The 15,476-nt window shown below is 59.9% G+C and carries 12 protein-coding genes; 9 read left to right on the top strand and 3 right to left on the bottom strand.

What is annotated here, in order from left to right; genetic code table 11:
* Window positions 1-10 precede the first annotated feature (10 nt).
* The 3 genes from etfB (at window position 11) to ACA049_RS28320 (ending at window position 2,756) form a co-directional block, all read left to right on the top strand.
* Window positions 11-781, top strand: coding sequence for an electron transfer flavoprotein subunit beta (gene etfB, locus ACA049_RS28330; protein ID WP_109635441.1), 771 nt, complete (start codon window positions 11-13; stop codon window positions 779-781).
* A gap of 159 nt (window positions 782-940) precedes the next feature.
* Entirely contained in the window at window positions 941-1,507 is a 567-nt protein-coding gene (locus ACA049_RS28325) for a GNAT family N-acetyltransferase (RefSeq protein ID WP_497331460.1), read from the top strand.
* Window positions 1,508-1,586: 79 nt separating this feature from the next.
* Window positions 1,587-2,756 (top strand): retropepsin-like aspartic protease, encoded by a 1,170-nt coding sequence (locus ACA049_RS28320; protein ID WP_497331458.1) that lies wholly within the window; start codon window positions 1,587-1,589, stop codon window positions 2,754-2,756.
* A 788-nt stretch (window positions 2,757-3,544) separates the two neighbouring features.
* Here ACA049_RS28320 and gbca read toward each other — a convergent pair.
* Window positions 3,545-4,840 carry a glycine betaine monooxygenase oxygenase subunit gene (gene gbca, locus ACA049_RS28315; protein WP_109635436.1) on the bottom strand — a complete coding sequence of 432 codons (1,296 nt, stop codon included), beginning with the start codon at window positions 4,838-4,840 and terminating at the stop codon, window positions 3,545-3,547.
* Window positions 4,841-5,124: 284 nt separating this feature from the next.
* Here gbca and gbcB point away from each other — a divergent pair, with 284 nt between their 5' ends.
* Window positions 5,125-6,225, top strand: coding sequence for a glycine betaine monooxygenase reductase subunit (gbcB, locus tag ACA049_RS28310; protein ID WP_497331456.1), 1,101 nt, complete (start codon window positions 5,125-5,127; stop codon window positions 6,223-6,225).
* Between the two features lie 150 nt (window positions 6,226-6,375).
* Here the strand turns inward: gbcB and ACA049_RS28305 are convergent, their stop codons facing one another.
* Window positions 6,376-7,200, bottom strand: coding sequence for an SDR family oxidoreductase (locus ACA049_RS28305; RefSeq protein WP_497331454.1), 825 nt, complete (start codon window positions 7,198-7,200; stop codon window positions 6,376-6,378).
* A 163-nt stretch (window positions 7,201-7,363) separates the two neighbouring features.
* Window positions 7,364-8,404: a threonine aldolase family protein gene (locus tag ACA049_RS28300; RefSeq protein WP_497331452.1), complete on the bottom strand. Its 1,041-nt coding sequence runs from the start codon at window positions 8,402-8,404 to the stop codon at window positions 7,364-7,366.
* A 133-nt stretch (window positions 8,405-8,537) separates the two neighbouring features.
* On the opposite strand from ACA049_RS28300, the gene ACA049_RS28295 reads away from it, so the two are divergent.
* The 5 genes from ACA049_RS28295 (at window position 8,538) to ACA049_RS28275 (ending at window position 15,423) form a co-directional block, all read left to right on the top strand.
* Entirely contained in the window at window positions 8,538-9,254 is a 717-nt protein-coding gene (locus tag ACA049_RS28295) for a TraX family protein (protein WP_497331450.1), read from the top strand.
* Window positions 9,255-9,537: 283 nt separating this feature from the next.
* Window positions 9,538-10,791, top strand: coding sequence for a serine hydroxymethyltransferase (gene glyA, locus ACA049_RS28290; protein ID WP_497331448.1), 1,254 nt, complete (start codon window positions 9,538-9,540; stop codon window positions 10,789-10,791).
* 23 nt (window positions 10,792-10,814) lie between these two features.
* Window positions 10,815-12,065, top strand: a complete 1,251-nt coding sequence (locus tag ACA049_RS28285; RefSeq protein ID WP_007947735.1) for a sarcosine oxidase subunit beta — start codon at window positions 10,815-10,817, stop codon at window positions 12,063-12,065.
* 14 nt (window positions 12,066-12,079) lie between these two features.
* A complete protein-coding gene (locus ACA049_RS28280) occupies window positions 12,080-12,409 on the top strand; it encodes a sarcosine oxidase subunit delta (protein WP_480418592.1) in 330 nt (109 codons plus the stop codon).
* Entirely contained in the window at window positions 12,406-15,423 is a 3,018-nt protein-coding gene (locus tag ACA049_RS28275) for a sarcosine oxidase subunit alpha (RefSeq protein WP_154502002.1), read from the top strand. Before ACA049_RS28280 ends, ACA049_RS28275 begins: the two co-directional genes overlap by 4 nt.
* Window positions 15,424-15,476: the final 53 nt, after the last annotated feature.

The following is a 15,476-nucleotide window of genomic DNA, read 5'->3' as shown; positions in this document are numbered from 1 at the left end:
GGAAAGGGTTATGAGCACGAAAATCATCAGCCTGGTGTCCATCGGCGCCCACCCGACCTCCGGCCGGCCACGTCGCGCGGAGCAGGATGCGCGGGCGGTGGAACTGGGCCTGCAACTCGCTGGGGATAACTTGCAAGTGCTGCATGCCGGCGATGTTGCGGAACCGGCGCTGCGCGCTTATCTGGGCATGGGCCTGGAACAACTGCATGTGCTCGAACAACCGGAAGGCGCCGATGCCTTGCCGGCGTTGACCGCGTATCTGCGTGACGCCGGGGCTCAGGTCGTACTGACCGGCAGTCAGGCGGAAACCGGTGAAGGCTCGGGCATGTTGCCGTTCCTGCTGGCGGAAAGCCTCGGCTGGCCGCTGGTGGTCGGGCTGGCTCAGGTGGAATCCATCGATGGCAGTTCGGCGCTGGTGCTGCAGGCGTTGCCTCGTGGTCAACGTCGTCGCTTGAAAGTGCGCCTGCCGTTTCTCGCCACTGTGGATAACGCGGCACCGAAGCCTCGGCAGAGCGCTTACGGCCCGGCACGGCGCGGTGTGCTGCAGGCCGATGAAGTCGAAGTGATCGACGATGAGCTGCTGGCCGTCGCCACCCTGCAACCGGCCAAGCCACGGCCCAAACGCTTGAAGGTGATCAAGGCCAAGAGCGGCGCCGACCGGATGAAAGCCGCAACGGCCAAGGCCAGTGGCGGGGGTGGGCAAGTGCTCAAAGGCGTGACGGCGCAGGCCGGTGCCGAAGCCATTCTCAAGTTACTGATCGAAGAAGGCGTGGTCCGCTAATTCAATTTCACCACTATCCACTGTGGGAGCGGGCTTGCTCGCGAATGCAATCTGTCAGTCGGTACATAGGCTGACTGATGCACCGCCTTCGTCGGAACGCCGCCCGGAGCAAGCCCGCTCCCACAGGACGTTCGTGTCACCAACATTTACGGGGAAACAATGGCCGTTGAATTTCGTTCGGCAGTGCGCGCCGATGCGCGGGAGATTGCGCGTCTGTTTCAAATCACATCGGAAGGAGCTGCTGATTATATCTGGAGCCAACTGGCGCAACCCGGTCAGGATCTGCTGGACGTCGGCGCCGTTCGTTACGCCCGTGACGACGTGGATTTCTCCTGGCAGAACTGCCTGATTGCCGAAGCCGATGGCAACGTCATCGGCATGATGCACAGCTACGTCATGCGTCACGATCCGCTGGCAGAGCCGACGACCGATCCGGTCCTGGCGCCCTACGCGACGATGGAAATCCCCGACACCCTCTACATCTCCAGCCTCGCGCTGCATGAAGGCTGGCGCAACCTGGGCCTGGGCAAGCAATTCCTCGCCTACGCCTACGACCGCGCCAACCAGCTCGGGCTCAATGGCTTGAGCCTGATCGACTACGCCGCCAACACTGGCGCTCGGCGGTTTTACGAACGCCACGGCTTCCGTATCGTCGACACCTGCCAGATCACGCCCCACCCGATGATTCGGGTCACGGGGGAGGCCTACCTGATGTATCGGCCCTAGTGAGCTACATTTCTCTATGAGCGGCCCAACGTGGCAGCAGCGCTAATTCATACAACGCGTTTTCAACAATGGGTTGAACATGAACGCGGTCAGTCGGCGTGAGACATGTCTGATCTGTGCCGTGATGGTGTTGTTGGCGGTGTCCACGTTTTCAACGGCTGATACCAGCAAAGAACCGGATTTTTACCAGTGGCTGGCGTCAGAACCGGGACGAAAAGCCTCTTTAGCGCAAATGCAGCAGCAGTGCGACAAGGTGCTGGCGGCTGATGACAACCTCAATTGCTCAGTGACCGTGCTTGCCCGAATCTTCGAGCTGAAAGCCGCCAACCAGCTTCCCGATTACTACCTGGCGATCAAGCGTCGTCATGCCCGCGCCATCGCGAGCGACCCTGAACTCAACGTGTTGTTTTCCATGTTCGGCAGCCAGTCGATCGCGACTTTGCGCACGGTCGCCGATTTTTCCGTGGAAAGGACCAGGCGCCGCGAAGTCCTCGCGATTTACCCCTACACCACTGACGATGTCGTGATTGACGAAGTGCTGCCCTATATCGATGTCACCGCGGCCAACGGCGTCTCGTCACGCTTCATTCTGGATACCGGAGCCCCGCAAACCCGGGTCAATACCGTCACCGCGAAGCAGATGGGGATCAAGCTGTTAACCGACTCCCACTATGGTTACAGCACGTTTTACGGTGAGCGCGACCTGTCGGCCAAACTCGGGATCCTCAAGTCGTTGAAGATCGGCGCAAGCGAATTCAGGAATGTGCTGGTGTTTGTCAGCGACCGGGACAACCTCTTGGGGCTGGACCTGATCGGCAAGTTGGGGCGCCTGAAAGTCACGAAGAAAACCCTGGAGCTCAACGCCCGACCTCCCGCCCGATGCGATTCACCGATCACCTATACGCGCATGGACATCAATCAACGATTGACCATTGCCGCACGGCTGGATCGTCGGGCAACCCTGGGGATTATCGACACCGGCAATGTGGATTACCTGACGTCCGCGGCGCCGGGCAGCGCTCCCGTTCACGTCGCCGCCAAGCCTGACTACCAAACCTTCCAGGGCGAGTTGAATCTCTCGGGTCATACCGCGCCGGTCACTTATAAACACTACCCGAGCTTTACGATTCCGCCGTCGTTACTGGCGGGGCGGTACGTGCCTTCGATTTTGTTCGGGTGGCGCGCATTTGATGACTATGAGCTCAATCTGGACATTGACGCTGGCTTGTCGTGTTTCAACAGGCGCTGATCGGTTTTACCCACAATCCCTGTTAGCGCTTCTGTGGATAACATGTTCGCGCTTCGCTACACCCCATACAAAACAAGCCCTGCAACCCTTCGTACAAAAAACAACCAGGCTAACTTGCGGTTTTTTCACGCTTTTTCCAGAGGATAACTTTGTACGCGCGCCAATACTTGCCCCCAATCTCTGTTAGCGCATCTGTGGATAAGATGTTTGCTGTCCTCTACAGGCTATATAAACCGGGCTTATCCGGTATTTGATCAAAAAACGATCAAATCAGCGTTTTGGCGCGACAAACTGGCCGTAAACCTTGATTTACCGTGGTTTGCGCGGGTTTTCCACAGATCCGTGAAAGTTGCCCCCAAAGTCTGTTGGCGCTTCTGTGGATAAGGTGTTCGCCATCCTCTGTACGCCACGTATAACGTGCCTTTCAGGCTTTCGATCAAAAAACAGCCAATCGCTGTTCAAAACCCTGCTTCTGGATAAGTCACGGTTTTTATTCACTTTGTGAGACGAAAGTTTTCCGTAAAAACAGACTTGTCCCCATTAGCTGTGGGTGGAGGTGTGGATAAGTTGTTTGCGGAAGGCTGGGAGCCACGTCGCGCATAGGCCTGAACGGAATAGATCATATTTCGTACAGTTATGAAAGGAGGGAGTTAAGCAGAGAGAAATGTTGTGTCGGGGAGGGCGCTTTCGCGAGCAAGCCCGCTCCCACACTTGAGCGTGGTGTTCACAAGGTCTGTGAACGCCGTCGATCTAATGTGGGAGCGGGCTTGCTCGCGAAGCTTTTGACGTCAGCCTTGAACCGGCACGCCTTTGAGGTAAGGCGCAGGCTCGGCACCGAGGTTGTTCAGCAGACGCTCGCTGTACCAGTCCACAAAATTCACCACGCCAAACTCATAGGTCTTGGAGTAAGGCCCAGGCTGGTACGCCGTGGAGTTGATCCCGCGCTGGTTCTCTTCGGCCAGGCGACGGTCCTGGTCGTTGGTAGCGTCCCAGACCTGACGCATGCGATCCACGTCGTAGTCCACGCCTTCAACCGCATCCTTGTGGACGATCCACTTGGTGGTGACCATGGTTTCCTGAGCGCTGATCGGCCACACGGTGAAGACGATGATGTGGTCGCCCATGCAGTGGTTCCACGAGTGCGGCAGGTGCAGGATGCGCATCGAACCGAGGTCCGGGTTCTTGATGCGGCCCATGAGTTTGGCGCAGCCCTGTTTGCCGTCCAGGGTCATCGACACGGTGCCCTTGAGCAGCGGCATGCGCACGATGCGGTTACGCAGGCCGAAGCTGGCGTGGGCGTATGGAATCTTCTCGGCTTCCCAGGCAGCGGCGGAGGCGGCGACGTGGTCCTTGAAGGCCTGGTCGGCGCGCGGGTCGGTGACGTCGTCCCATTCCAGCAGGGTTTTCAACAATTCCGGGTGCGACGCGTTGCAGTGGTAGCACTCGCGGTTGTTTTCCAGCACCAGTTTCCAGTTGGCCTTTTCCATCAAGGTGGTGGTAATCGCCACCTTGGTGTTCTCCATGTCGTACGGTTCCATGTAATGGTTCAGCGTCGACAGGAAGTCATCAATGGCTGGCGGATTCTCCGACAGACTGATGAAGATGTAGCCGCCGGCGGTCTTCACGTTCACCGGTTTGAGGCCGTACTGCTTCATGTCGAAATCGGCGCCCATCTCGGTGCCGGCGAACAGCAGGCGACCGTCCAGCTCGTAGGTCCACTGGTGGTAGTGGCAGACCAGCTTGGCAACCTTGCCTTTTTCGCTGGTGCACAGCCGCGAACCGCGGTGACGGCAGACGTTGTGGAACGCATGGATCACGCCTTCGGCGCCGCGGATCACGATGATCGGGTTCTTGCCGACTTGCAGGGTCAGGTAGTTGCCCTTGGTCGGGATTTCGCAGGCCATGCCGGCGATCAACCACTCTTTCTGGAAGATTTCCTGCATGTCGATATCAAACAGCCGCTCGTCAGAGTAAAACGGCTGCGGCAGCGAGAAAGTGCGCTCGCGCTCTTGCAGCATCTGCGCGGTGGCCTTGCGTGCGGGTTCCAGCGGATCGCCCAGGCTGATTTTTGCGGTGACGTCCATCGATTTGATCCTCAAGGCCTTTCTGTGAGGCCGGCGAAAAGTGGCTAATCAGGTTTGCTACGCAAGGTGTAAAGAATTTGTCGTTGTGTGGAGCGAGTGTGGGGCCGGCGCACGCCAGAACCTTATCCATGGGCGACATGGCCCAATCTGTTCCCGACGCGCAACCCCCGGTAGTTGGGGGCTGGTCGCGATAAGTATGTGAATGTCGCAGATAGGTAAATGGGTGGCTCGCGCTATACGCAGAATCGCCAACATAAGGCCGACCATCGGCGGTGGAGAACAGCATGTCCAACAGCTTCCTGAATCCGGTAACCACCCAGACCTGGGCCAACGGTCGACACATCGTCCGTTGCGTCAAAGTCATCCAGGAAACCTGGGATGTGCGCACCTTCTGCTTTATGGCTGACCAGCCAATCCTGTTCTTCTTTAAACCGGGGCAGTTCGTCACCCTGGAGCTGGAAATCGAAGGCGTGCCGATCATGCGCTCCTACACCATTTCCAGCTCGCCGTCGGTGCCGTACAGCTTCTCGGTAACGATCAAACGTGTGCCGGGCGGCAAGGTGTCGAACTGGTTGCACGACACGCTGCATGAAGGCCAGGAGCTGGCGGTGCACGGGCCGGTCGGGCTGTTCAACGCCATGGACTTCACCGCGCCGAAGGTTTTGTACCTCAGTGGCGGCGTCGGTATCACGCCGGTCATGTCGATGGCGCGTTGGTTTTACGACACCAACGGCAACGTCGACATGGTGTTTATCCACAGCGCCCGTTCGCCAAAAGACATCATTTACCATCGCGAGCTGGAACACATGGCGTCGCGGATCGATAACTTCAGCCTGCACCTGATCTGCGAGAAGCATGGTCTGGGCGAGCCGTGGGCCGGTTATCGCGGCTACCTGAACCACAAGATGCTCGAACTGATGTCCCCAGACTTCATGGAGCGCGAAGTGTTCTGCTGCGGCCCGACGCCGTACATGAACGCGGTCAAGCGCATGCTCGAAGCGGTCGGCTTCGACATGTCGCGTTATCACGAGGAATCGTTCGGTGCCACACCGCCGGAAGCCCGCGCGGATGCGGTGGAGCAGGCCGAAATTGCTGCGGATGCGCCGGAAGTCGATCTGGCGGACCTGCATCAAGTCGAATTTATCTCCTCCGGCAAGAGCATTCGCGTGGCCCCGGGTGAAACCGTGCATGCGGCGGCGGCCAAGCTCGGCCTGCTGATTCCGAAGGCCTGCGGGATGGGTATTTGCGGCACGTGCAAAGTTCTGAAGCTGGGGGGCGAGGTCGACATGGACCACAACGGCGGGATTACCGAGGAAGACGAAGCCGAGGGCTACATCCTGTCGTGCTGCAGCGTGCCGAAGGGCGACGTGCGGATCGAGTTCTAACGGCTACCCAATAACCCTGCAATCCTGCAATCCTGTAGGAGCTGTCGAGTGAAACGAGGCTGCGATCTTTTGATCTTGCTTTTAAAAGATCACGATCAAAAGATCACAGCCTCGTTTCACTCGACAGCTCCTACAGGGGTTGTGGGTGACTCAATCGATAAACAAGTCCGGCATCAGTTTGTCGGTTGAGTCGGGCTCGAAGCGGTAATGATCGAATTCGGTCATGCCATGCTCCCGCAGAATCTCCTCATCAATCAGCAACCGCCCGGTAATGCGGCGACCGCTGCTGTCCAGAATGACGTGAGCCGCATCCGCCATGATCGCGGGCGTGCGCGCATGCTTGAACGACTCCCGTGACCCCAGCTGAAACTCGATGGCCGCCGTGGCAATCATCGTCTGCGGCCACAGCGAGTTGACGCTGATACCGTAACTGGCAAATTCCTCGCTCATGCCCACCGTCAGCATGCTCATGCCGTATTTGGTCACGGTATAGGGGCTGTACTGGGCGAACCATTTGCTCGCCAGATTCAGGGGTGGCGACAGGTTGAGGATGTGGCCGCTGCTCTTCTTCAGGTAAGGCAGCGCAGCCTGGCTGCACAGCAATACGGCGCGGGTGTTGATCTGATGCATCAGGTCGAAGCGCTTGAGCTCAATGTGTTGCACCCCGGTCAACTTGATCGCCCCGGCATTGTTGATCAGCGCATCGATACCGCCGAAATGTTCGTTGGCCTGGGCCAGTGCGTCACGCACCGCGACCTCATCGCGCACATCCACCTGCAAAGCCAGCGCCTTGCCGCCCGCCGCTTCAACTTCCTGCGCCACGCTGAAAATCGTCCCCGGCAATTTGGGGTGGGGCGCAGCGCTTTTCGCGGCAATCACAATATTGGCCCCGTCCCGCGCGGCCCGCAGCGCGATCTCACGACCAATCCCACGGCTGGCGCCGGTGATAAACAGGGTTTTTCCTTTCAGTGACATGCGTGCGCTCCTGATTATTGTTTTCTGAGCGGAGGCTCGACACACACTGTAGACGTGTAGGAGCTGTCGAGTGAAACGAGGCTGCGATCTTTTGATTTTGTTTTTAAAGCAAGATCAAAAGATCGCAGCCTCGTTTCTCTCGACAGCTCCTACAGGGGCAGGATCAGGCGCTCATGACTTCGCGGATATCCCGCGCCAGTTCCCGGACGCGTTCTTCTTCGGTGTCCCACGAGCACATGAAGCGTGCGCCGCCGTTGCCGATGAAGGTGTAGAAGCGCCAGCCCTTGGCCGTCAGTGCGGCGATGGCCGGTTCCGAGAGTTGCAGGAACACGCCGTTGGCCTGCACCGGGAACATCAGTTCCACGCCTGGAATGTCGCTCACCAGCTCAGCGAGCAGCTGCGCGCAATGGTTGGCGTGGCGGGCGTATTTGAGCCAGGCGTCGTTTTCCAGGATCCCGACCCATGGCGCGGAGAGGAAGCGCATTTTCGAGGCGAGTTGCCCGGCCTGTTTGCAGCGGTAGTCGAAGTCTTCGGCCAGTTTGTGGTTGAAGAACAGAATCGCTTCACCCACCGCCATGCCGTTTTTCGTGCCGCCGAAGCACAGCACGTCGACGCCGGCCTTCCAGGTCAGGTCTGCCGGCGAGCAGCCGAGGAACGCGCAAGCGTTGGAGAAGCGCGCGCCGTCCATGTGCAGGTTCAGGCCCAGCTCTTTGCAGGTGGCGCTGATGGCGCGGATTTCTTCCGGGGTGTAGACGCTGCCGACTTCGGTCGCCTGGGTCAGGGTCACCACACGAGGTTTCGGGTAGTGGATGTCCTGGCGCTTGAGGGCGACTTCGCGGATCGATTCCGGGGTCAGCTTGCCGTTTTCGGTGCGGGCAATCAGCAGCTTGGAACCGTTGGAGAAGAATTCCGGTGCGCCGCATTCGTCGGTTTCGACGTGGGCGGTTTCCGAGCAGATCACGCTGTGGTAACTCTGGCACAGCGACGACAGCGCCAGCGAGTTGGCCGCGGTGCCGTTGAAGGCGAAGAACACTTCGCAGTCGGTTTCAAACAGTTTGCGGAAATCATCGGACGCGCGAGCGGTCCATTCATCGTCGCCGTAAGCGCGTTGGTGGCCGTGGTTGGCCTGTTCCATGGCAGCCCAGGCTTCAGGGCAGATACCGGAATAGTTGTCGCTGGCGAATTGTTGGCTCTTATCGGTCATGGCCCTGCTTTCCGTGGTCGGGACGCTTATGGTGAAGCGCCTCGTGGTCAATGATGGTGCGCACTGTACCGAAGATCATCCGGTGAACACACGCGCTGTGTCTGACAGAAAAATACAAAGAAGACGGGCAATTATGCACATGACGCAAAGGGATGGGGCACTGGATCTGCTCAAGTGGCTGGCGCTATTGAGCATGGTGCTCGATCACCTGCGATATGTCGGTTATTCCGTTGATCTGCTGTATGTGCCGGGACGACTGGCGTTCCCGTGGTTCTGCCTGGCGATGGCGGCAAATCTGTCACGCGCCCGGACAGTGTCGACCGACGGCCAGTGGCGTTATCTGGGCTGGTTGCTGTTGTTCAGCGCCATCAGTGAAATTCCGTACCGGCTGTTCATTCCTGATCCCGACACGTTGAACGTGATGCCCACACTGGCGCTTGGGTTGTTGGTCGCGCGTGGCTGGCAGGATCGAAGCCTGCAATCGCGACTGCTTGCGGTTGGCGCCCTGGTGCTGGCGGCGCTGTTTGCGCAGTGGCTGATGTTCGGTTTCTTCGGCGTGCTGCTGCCGCTGGTGATGTTGCTGGTGATCACGCGGCCCTGGTATTTCAGCGTGTTGCCGGGGCTGGTGTGCCTGGCGGCGAATCAATGGGAGGTGCTGTTTTACTCCGCTCGGTTCGGTAATGGAGCCGCCATCCTTGGCATCGCCGCTTGTCTGATTGCGCCATTGCTGGGGCTGGTCTTGTTGCGACATGCCAGACACCTAAAGCCACCGCCGATGCGGCGCTGGGCGTATGCGCTCTATCCGCTGCATTTTTGCCTGCTGTTACTCGTCCGGCATATCGCCGCCTAACCCTGTGGGAGCAGGCTTGCTCGCGAATGCGGTGTGTCATTCAGCATTGTTGTCGACTGGCACACCGCATTCGCGAGCAAGCCCGCTCCCACAAGGGATCCCTGCTGGTTTCGAGATCGTGTCCGGTCAGCCATTTCGCGCCATGTCGTAAACGCACCTTTGCGTGGCGTCCGTAGGCATTTGGCCTGTCTGCGCCGGTCATACCATCGCATCAAAGGGCACTGTCGAAACACCGGTGCCTTACCGAGACGAATGGCGCATAGATGCCGCTGGGAGAGACGCGATGTTCAGCAAGCAAGACCAGATCCAGGGTTACGACGATGCACTGCTGGCGGCGATGAATGCCGAGGAGCAACGCCAGGAAGATCACATCGAGCTGATCGCGTCAGAGAACTACACCAGCAAACGCGTCATGGAAGCGCAAGGCAGTGGCCTGACCAACAAATACGCCGAAGGTTATCCGGGCAAGCGCTACTACGGTGGCTGCGAGCACGTCGACAAGGTTGAAGCCCTGGCCATCGAACGCGCCAAGCAACTGTTCGGCGCCGACTACGCCAACGTTCAGCCGCACTCCGGTTCTTCGGCCAACAGCGCCGTGTATCTGGCCCTGATCCAGCCTGGCGACACCATTCTCGGCATGAGCCTGGCCCACGGTGGTCACCTGACCCACGGTGCCAAAGTGTCGTCCTCGGGCAAGCTGTACAACGCCGTTCAGTACGGCATCGACACCAAGACCGGGCTGATCGACTACGACGAAGTCGAGCGTCTGGCGGTCGAATGCAAGCCGAAGATGATCGTCGCCGGCTTCTCGGCTTACTCCAAGACCCTCGACTTCCCGCGTTTCCGTCAGATCGCCGACAAGGTCGGTGCGCTGCTGTTCGTCGACATGGCTCACGTTGCCGGTCTGGTTGCTGCCGGCCTGTATCCGAATCCGCTGCCGTACGCCGATGTGGTCACCACCACCACTCACAAGACCCTGCGCGGTCCGCGTGGCGGCCTGATCCTGGCCAAGGCCAACGAAGAAATCGAGAAAAAGCTCAACGCCGCCGTGTTCCCGGGTGCCCAGGGCGGCCCGCTGATGCACGTCATCGCGGGTAAAGCGGTGTGCTTCAAGGAGGCGCTGGAGCCGAGCTTCAAGGCTTACCAACAACAAGTGATCGACAACGCCCAGGCCATGGCCGGCGTGTTTATCAAACGCGGCTACGATGTAGTGTCCGGCGGCACCGATAACCACCTGTTCCTGGTCAGCCTGATCCGTCAGGGCCTTACCGGCAAAGAGGCGGATGCAGCACTCGGTCGCGCCCACATCACCGTGAACAAGAACGCTGTCCCGAACGATCCACAGTCGCCGTTCGTCACCTCCGGCCTGCGCATCGGCACCCCGGCGGTGACCACCCGCGGCTTCAAGGTTACCCAGTGCGTCACGCTGGCCGGCTGGATCTGCGACATCCTCGACAACCTCGGCGACGCCGACGTGGAAGCGAATGTTGCCCAGCAAGTGTCGGCACTGTGCGCGGACTTCCCGGTTTATCGCTGAGCGCGGTTTTGGAGTAAATGACTATGCAACGCTACTCAGGCTTCGGCCTCTTCAAACACTCCCTCAGCCATCACGAAAACTGGCAGAAAATGTGGCGCACGCCGACCCCTAAAAAGGTCTATGACGTGGTCATCGTCGGCGGTGGCGGGCATGGTCTGGCGACCGCCTACTACCTGGCCAAGGAACACGGCATCACCAACGTGGCCGTGGTCGAGAAAGGCTGGCTGGGCGGCGGTAACACCGCGCGCAACACCACCATCGTTCGCTCCAACTACCTGTGGGACGAGTCGGCGCACCTGTACGAACACGCGATGAAATTGTGGGAAGGCCTGTCCCAGGACCTGAACTACAACGTGATGTTCTCCCAGCGTGGCGTTTACAACCTGTGCCACACCCTGCAAGACATCCGTGATTCCGAGCGTCGGGTCAGCGCCAACCGCCTCAACGGCGTGGACGGCGAACTGCTCGATGCCAAGCAGGTTGCCGACGAGATTCCGTACCTCGACTGCTCCAAGAACACCCGCTACCCGGTGATGGGCGCAACCGTCCAGCGTCGCGGCGGCGTGGCCCGTCACGATGCCGTGGCCTGGGGCTTTGCCCGTGCTGCTGACGCACTGGGCGTAGACCTGATCCAACAGACCGAAGTGATCGGTTTCCGCAAGGAAAACGGCGTGTGCATCGGTGTTGAAACCAACAAGGGCTTCATCGGCGCCAAGCGCGTCGGTGTGGTGACCGCCGGTAACTCCGGGCACATGGCCAAACTCGCCGGTTTCCGTCTGCCGATCGAATCCCACCCGCTGCAAGCGCTGGTGTCCGAGCCGATCAAGCCGATTATCGACAGCGTGATCATGTCCAACGCCGTACACGGTTACATCAGCCAGTCCGACAAGGGCGACCTGGTGATCGGCGCCGGTATCGACGGCTACAACGGCTACGGCCAGCGTGGTTCGTACCCGGTGATCGAACACACCATCCAGGCCATCGTCGAGATGTTCCCGGTGCTGTCCCGCGTACGCATGAACCGTCAGTGGGGCGGCATCGTCGACACCACGCCGGATGCCTGCCCGATCATCTCGAAAACCCCGGTCCCGAACATGTTCTTCAACTGCGGTTGGGGCACCGGCGGCTTCAAGGCAACACCTGGCTCGGGCAACGTGTTTGCCGCAAGCCTGGCCAAGGGTGAAATGCACCCACTGGCCGCACCCTTCTCCATCGACCGTTTCCACAACGGTGCGTTGATCGATGAACACGGCGCTGCTGCGGTTGCCCACTAACAGGAGAAATCCCCATGTTGCATATCTTCTGTCCTCACTGCGGCGAACTGCGCTCCGAAGAGGAATTCCACGCATCCGGCCAGGCGCACATCCCGCGTCCACTGGATCCGAACACCTGCACCGACGAGGAGTGGGGCGACTATATGTTCTTCCGCGATAACCCTCGCGGTCTGCACCACGAGTTGTGGGATCACGTCGCCGGTTGCCGTCAGTATTTCAACGCCACCCGCGACACCGTGACCTACGAGATTCTCGAGACCTACAAGATCGGCACCAAGCCGCAGTTCACCGACAAGACCGATAGCCCGAAAGCGGCCACGACGGCTCTGGGAGAGAAGGTATGAGCCAGATCAATCGCCTGTCCAACGGTGGACGGATCGACCGCAACAAAGTGCTGAGCTTCACCTTCAACGGCCAGGTCTACAAAGGCTTCGAAGGTGACTCGCTGGCCGCTGCCCTGCTGGCCAACGGTGTCGACATCATCGGTCGCAGCTTCAAGTATTCCCGCCCGCGCGGCATCTTTGCCGCAGGTGCTGAAGAGCCGAACGCCGTGCTGCAGATCGGCGCGACCGAAGCCACCCAGATTCCGAACGTCCGCGCCACGCAACAAGCGCTGTATCAAGGCCTGGTCGCCACCAGCACCAATGGCTGGCCGAGCGTGAACAACGACATGATGGGGATTCTCGGCAAGGTCGGCGGCAAGCTGATGCCGCCGGGTTTCTACTACAAAACCTTTATGTACCCACAATCGTTCTGGATGACTTACGAGAAGTACATTCGTAAGGCTGCCGGACTTGGCCGCTCGCCGACCGAGAACGATCCGGACACCTACGACTACATGAACCAGCACTGCGACGTGCTGATCGTCGGCGGTGGTCCTGCTGGCCTGGCCGCTGCATTGGCCGCTGCGCGCAGCGGTGCTCGTGTAATTCTCGCCGATGAGCAGGAAGAGTTCGGCGGCAGCCTGCTCGACTCCCGCGAAAGCCTCGACGGCAAACCGGCCGCTGAATGGGTCGCCAGCGTCATCGCCGAACTGAAAGACACCCCGGACGTGCTGCTGTTGCCGCGCGCCACGGTCAACGGTTACCACGACCATAACTTCCTGACCATTCACGAGCGCCTGACCGATCACCTCGGCGACCGCGCACCGATTGGCCAGGTGCGTCAGCGTATCCACCGGGTCCGCGCCAAGCGTGTAGTTCTGGCGACCGGCGCTCACGAGCGTCCATTGGTCTACGGCAACAACGACGTGCCGGGCAACATGCTCGCCGGCGCTGTGTCGACTTACGTTCGCCGTTACGGCGTGGCACCGGGCAAAAAACTGGTGCTGTCGACCAACAACGATCACGCCTACCGCGTAGCGCTGGATTGGCTCGATGCCAGCCTGCAAGTCGTGGCCATCGCCGACGCCCGCAGCAATCCGCGTGGTGCGCTGGTTGAAGAAGCACGCGCCAAAGGCATCCGCATCCTGACCGGCAGCGCCGTGATCGAGGCCCGTGGCAGCAAGCACGTGACCGCCGCTCGCGTTGCCGCGATCGATGTCAAAGCACACGCCGTGACCAGTCCTGGCGAGTGGCTCGATTGCGATTTGATCGCCAGTTCCGGCGGTTACAGCCCGGTGGTTCACTTGGCTTCGCACTTGGGTGGCAAGCCGACCTGGCGTGAAGACATCCTCGGTTTCGTGCCGGGCGAAGCACCGCAGAAACGCGTGTGCGTCGGTGGCATCAACGGCGTCTATGGCCTTGGCGATTCGTTGGCCGATGGTTTTGAAGGCGGCGCTCGCGCAGCCAGCGAAGCCGGTTTCAGTGTGGTCGAAGGCACGTTGCCGAAAGCCTTGAGCCGTCTCGAGGAGCCAACCCTGGCGCTGTTCCAGGTGCCGCACGAAAAAGGCACCTCACGCGGGCCGAAGCAATTCGTCGACCTGCAAAACGACGTCACCGCCGCCGCCATCGAACTGGCGACCCGCGAAGGCTTCGAGTCGGTCGAGCACGTCAAACGCTACACCGCACTGGGCTTCGGTACGGACCAGGGCAAACTCGGCAACGTCAACGGTCTGGCCATCGCTGCCCGCTCGCTGAACGTGACCATCCCGCAGATGGGCACCACCATGTTCCGTCCGAACTACACGCCGGTAACTTTCGGCGCCGTGGCCGGCCGTCACTGTGGGCACATTTTCGAACCTGTCCGCCACACCGCGCTGCATCACTGGCACGTGAAAAACGGCGCCGAGTTTGAAGACGTCGGTCAGTGGAAGCGTCCTTGGTACTTCCCGAAAAACGGTGAAGACATTCACGCTGCCGTAAAACGCGAATGCAAAGCCGTGCGCGACAGCGTCGGCCTGCTGGACGCCTCGACCCTGGGCAAGATCGACATCCAGGGCCCGGACACCCGCGAGTTCCTCAACCGCATCTACACCAACGCCTGGACCAAGCTCGATGTGGGCAAGGCCCGCTACGGCCTGATGTGTAAAGAAGACGGCATGGTCTTCGACGACGGCGTAACTGCCTGTCTCGCCGACAACCATTTCGTGATGACCACCACCACCGGCGGCGCTGCACGCGTGCTGCAATGGCTGGAAATCTACCATCAGACCGAATGGCCAGACTTGAAGGTGTACTTCACGTCCGTGACGGATCACTGGGCAACCATGACCCTGTCCGGGCCGAACAGCCGCAAGCTGCTCAGCGAAGTGACCGACGCCGATCTGAGCAACGAAGCCTTCCCGTTCATGACCTGGAAAGAAGCGCTGGTCGGCGGTGTGCCGGCGCGGATTTTCCGGATTTCGTTTACCGGTGAACTGTCGTACGAAGTCAACGTGCAAGCCGACTATGCGATGGGCGTTCTCGAGAAAATCGTCGAGGCCGGCAAGCAGTACAACCTGACCCCGTACGGCACCGAAACCATGCACATTCTGCGGGCCGAGAAAGGCTTCATCATCGTCGGTCAAGACACCGACGGCTCGATGACCCCGGACGACCTGAACATGGGCTGGTGTGTCGGTCGCACCAAACCGTTCTCATGGATCGGCCAGCGTGGCATGAACCGCGAAGACTGCGTGCGTGATCAGCGCAAACAGTTGGTCGGCCTGAAGCCGATTGATCCGACCAAATGGCTGCCGGAAGGCGCGCAACTGGTGTTCAACACCAAGCAGACGATTCCGATGACGATGGTCGGTCACGTCACTTCCAGCTACTTGCACAACTCCCTCGGCTATTCGTTTGCCATGGGCGTAGTGAAGGGCGGCTTGAAGCGCATCGGTGAGCGGGTGTTCGCACCGCTGGCGGATGGCAGCGTGATCGAGGCGGAAATCGTTTCTTCGGTGTTCTTCGATCCGAAGGGTGATCGCCAGAACATCTAGTGGCCCTAGATCTTGTGGATGGGCAATGACACCGCGTCGGCCCATTCGCGAGC

It is taken from the genome of Pseudomonas sp. LBUM1662 (assembly GCF_059695915.1).
The sequence above is the reverse complement of the archived record's forward strand: the minus strand, read 5'-3'. Positions and strand labels throughout refer to the sequence as shown.

Excerpts from the sequence above, each read along its gene's own strand:
- ACA049_RS28275 (WP_154502002.1), top strand. The coding sequence starts at position 12,406 with ATGAGCCAGATCAATCGCCTGTCCAACGGTGGACGGATCGACCGCAAC.
- ACA049_RS28295 (WP_497331450.1), top strand. The coding sequence starts at position 8,538 with ATGCACATGACGCAAAGGGATGGGGCACTGGATCTGCTCAAGTGGCTG.
- etfB (WP_109635441.1), top strand. The coding sequence starts at position 11 with ATGAGCACGAAAATCATCAGCCTGGTGTCCATCGGCGCCCACCCGACC.
- ACA049_RS28285 (WP_007947735.1), top strand. The coding sequence starts at position 10,815 with ATGCAACGCTACTCAGGCTTCGGCCTCTTCAAACACTCCCTCAGCCAT.
- gbca (WP_109635436.1), bottom strand. The coding sequence starts at position 4,840 with ATGGACGTCACCGCAAAAATCAGCCTGGGCGATCCGCTGGAACCCGCA.
- glyA (WP_497331448.1), top strand. The coding sequence starts at position 9,538 with ATGTTCAGCAAGCAAGACCAGATCCAGGGTTACGACGATGCACTGCTG.
- ACA049_RS28320 (WP_497331458.1), top strand. The coding sequence starts at position 1,587 with ATGAACGCGGTCAGTCGGCGTGAGACATGTCTGATCTGTGCCGTGATG.
- ACA049_RS28300 (WP_497331452.1), bottom strand. The coding sequence starts at position 8,404 with ATGACCGATAAGAGCCAACAATTCGCCAGCGACAACTATTCCGGTATC.
- ACA049_RS28325 (WP_497331460.1), top strand. The coding sequence starts at position 941 with ATGGCCGTTGAATTTCGTTCGGCAGTGCGCGCCGATGCGCGGGAGATT.
- ACA049_RS28280 (WP_480418592.1), top strand. The coding sequence starts at position 12,080 with ATGTTGCATATCTTCTGTCCTCACTGCGGCGAACTGCGCTCCGAAGAG.
- gbcB (WP_497331456.1), top strand. The coding sequence starts at position 5,125 with ATGTCCAACAGCTTCCTGAATCCGGTAACCACCCAGACCTGGGCCAAC.
- ACA049_RS28305 (WP_497331454.1), bottom strand. The coding sequence starts at position 7,200 with ATGTCACTGAAAGGAAAAACCCTGTTTATCACCGGCGCCAGCCGTGGG.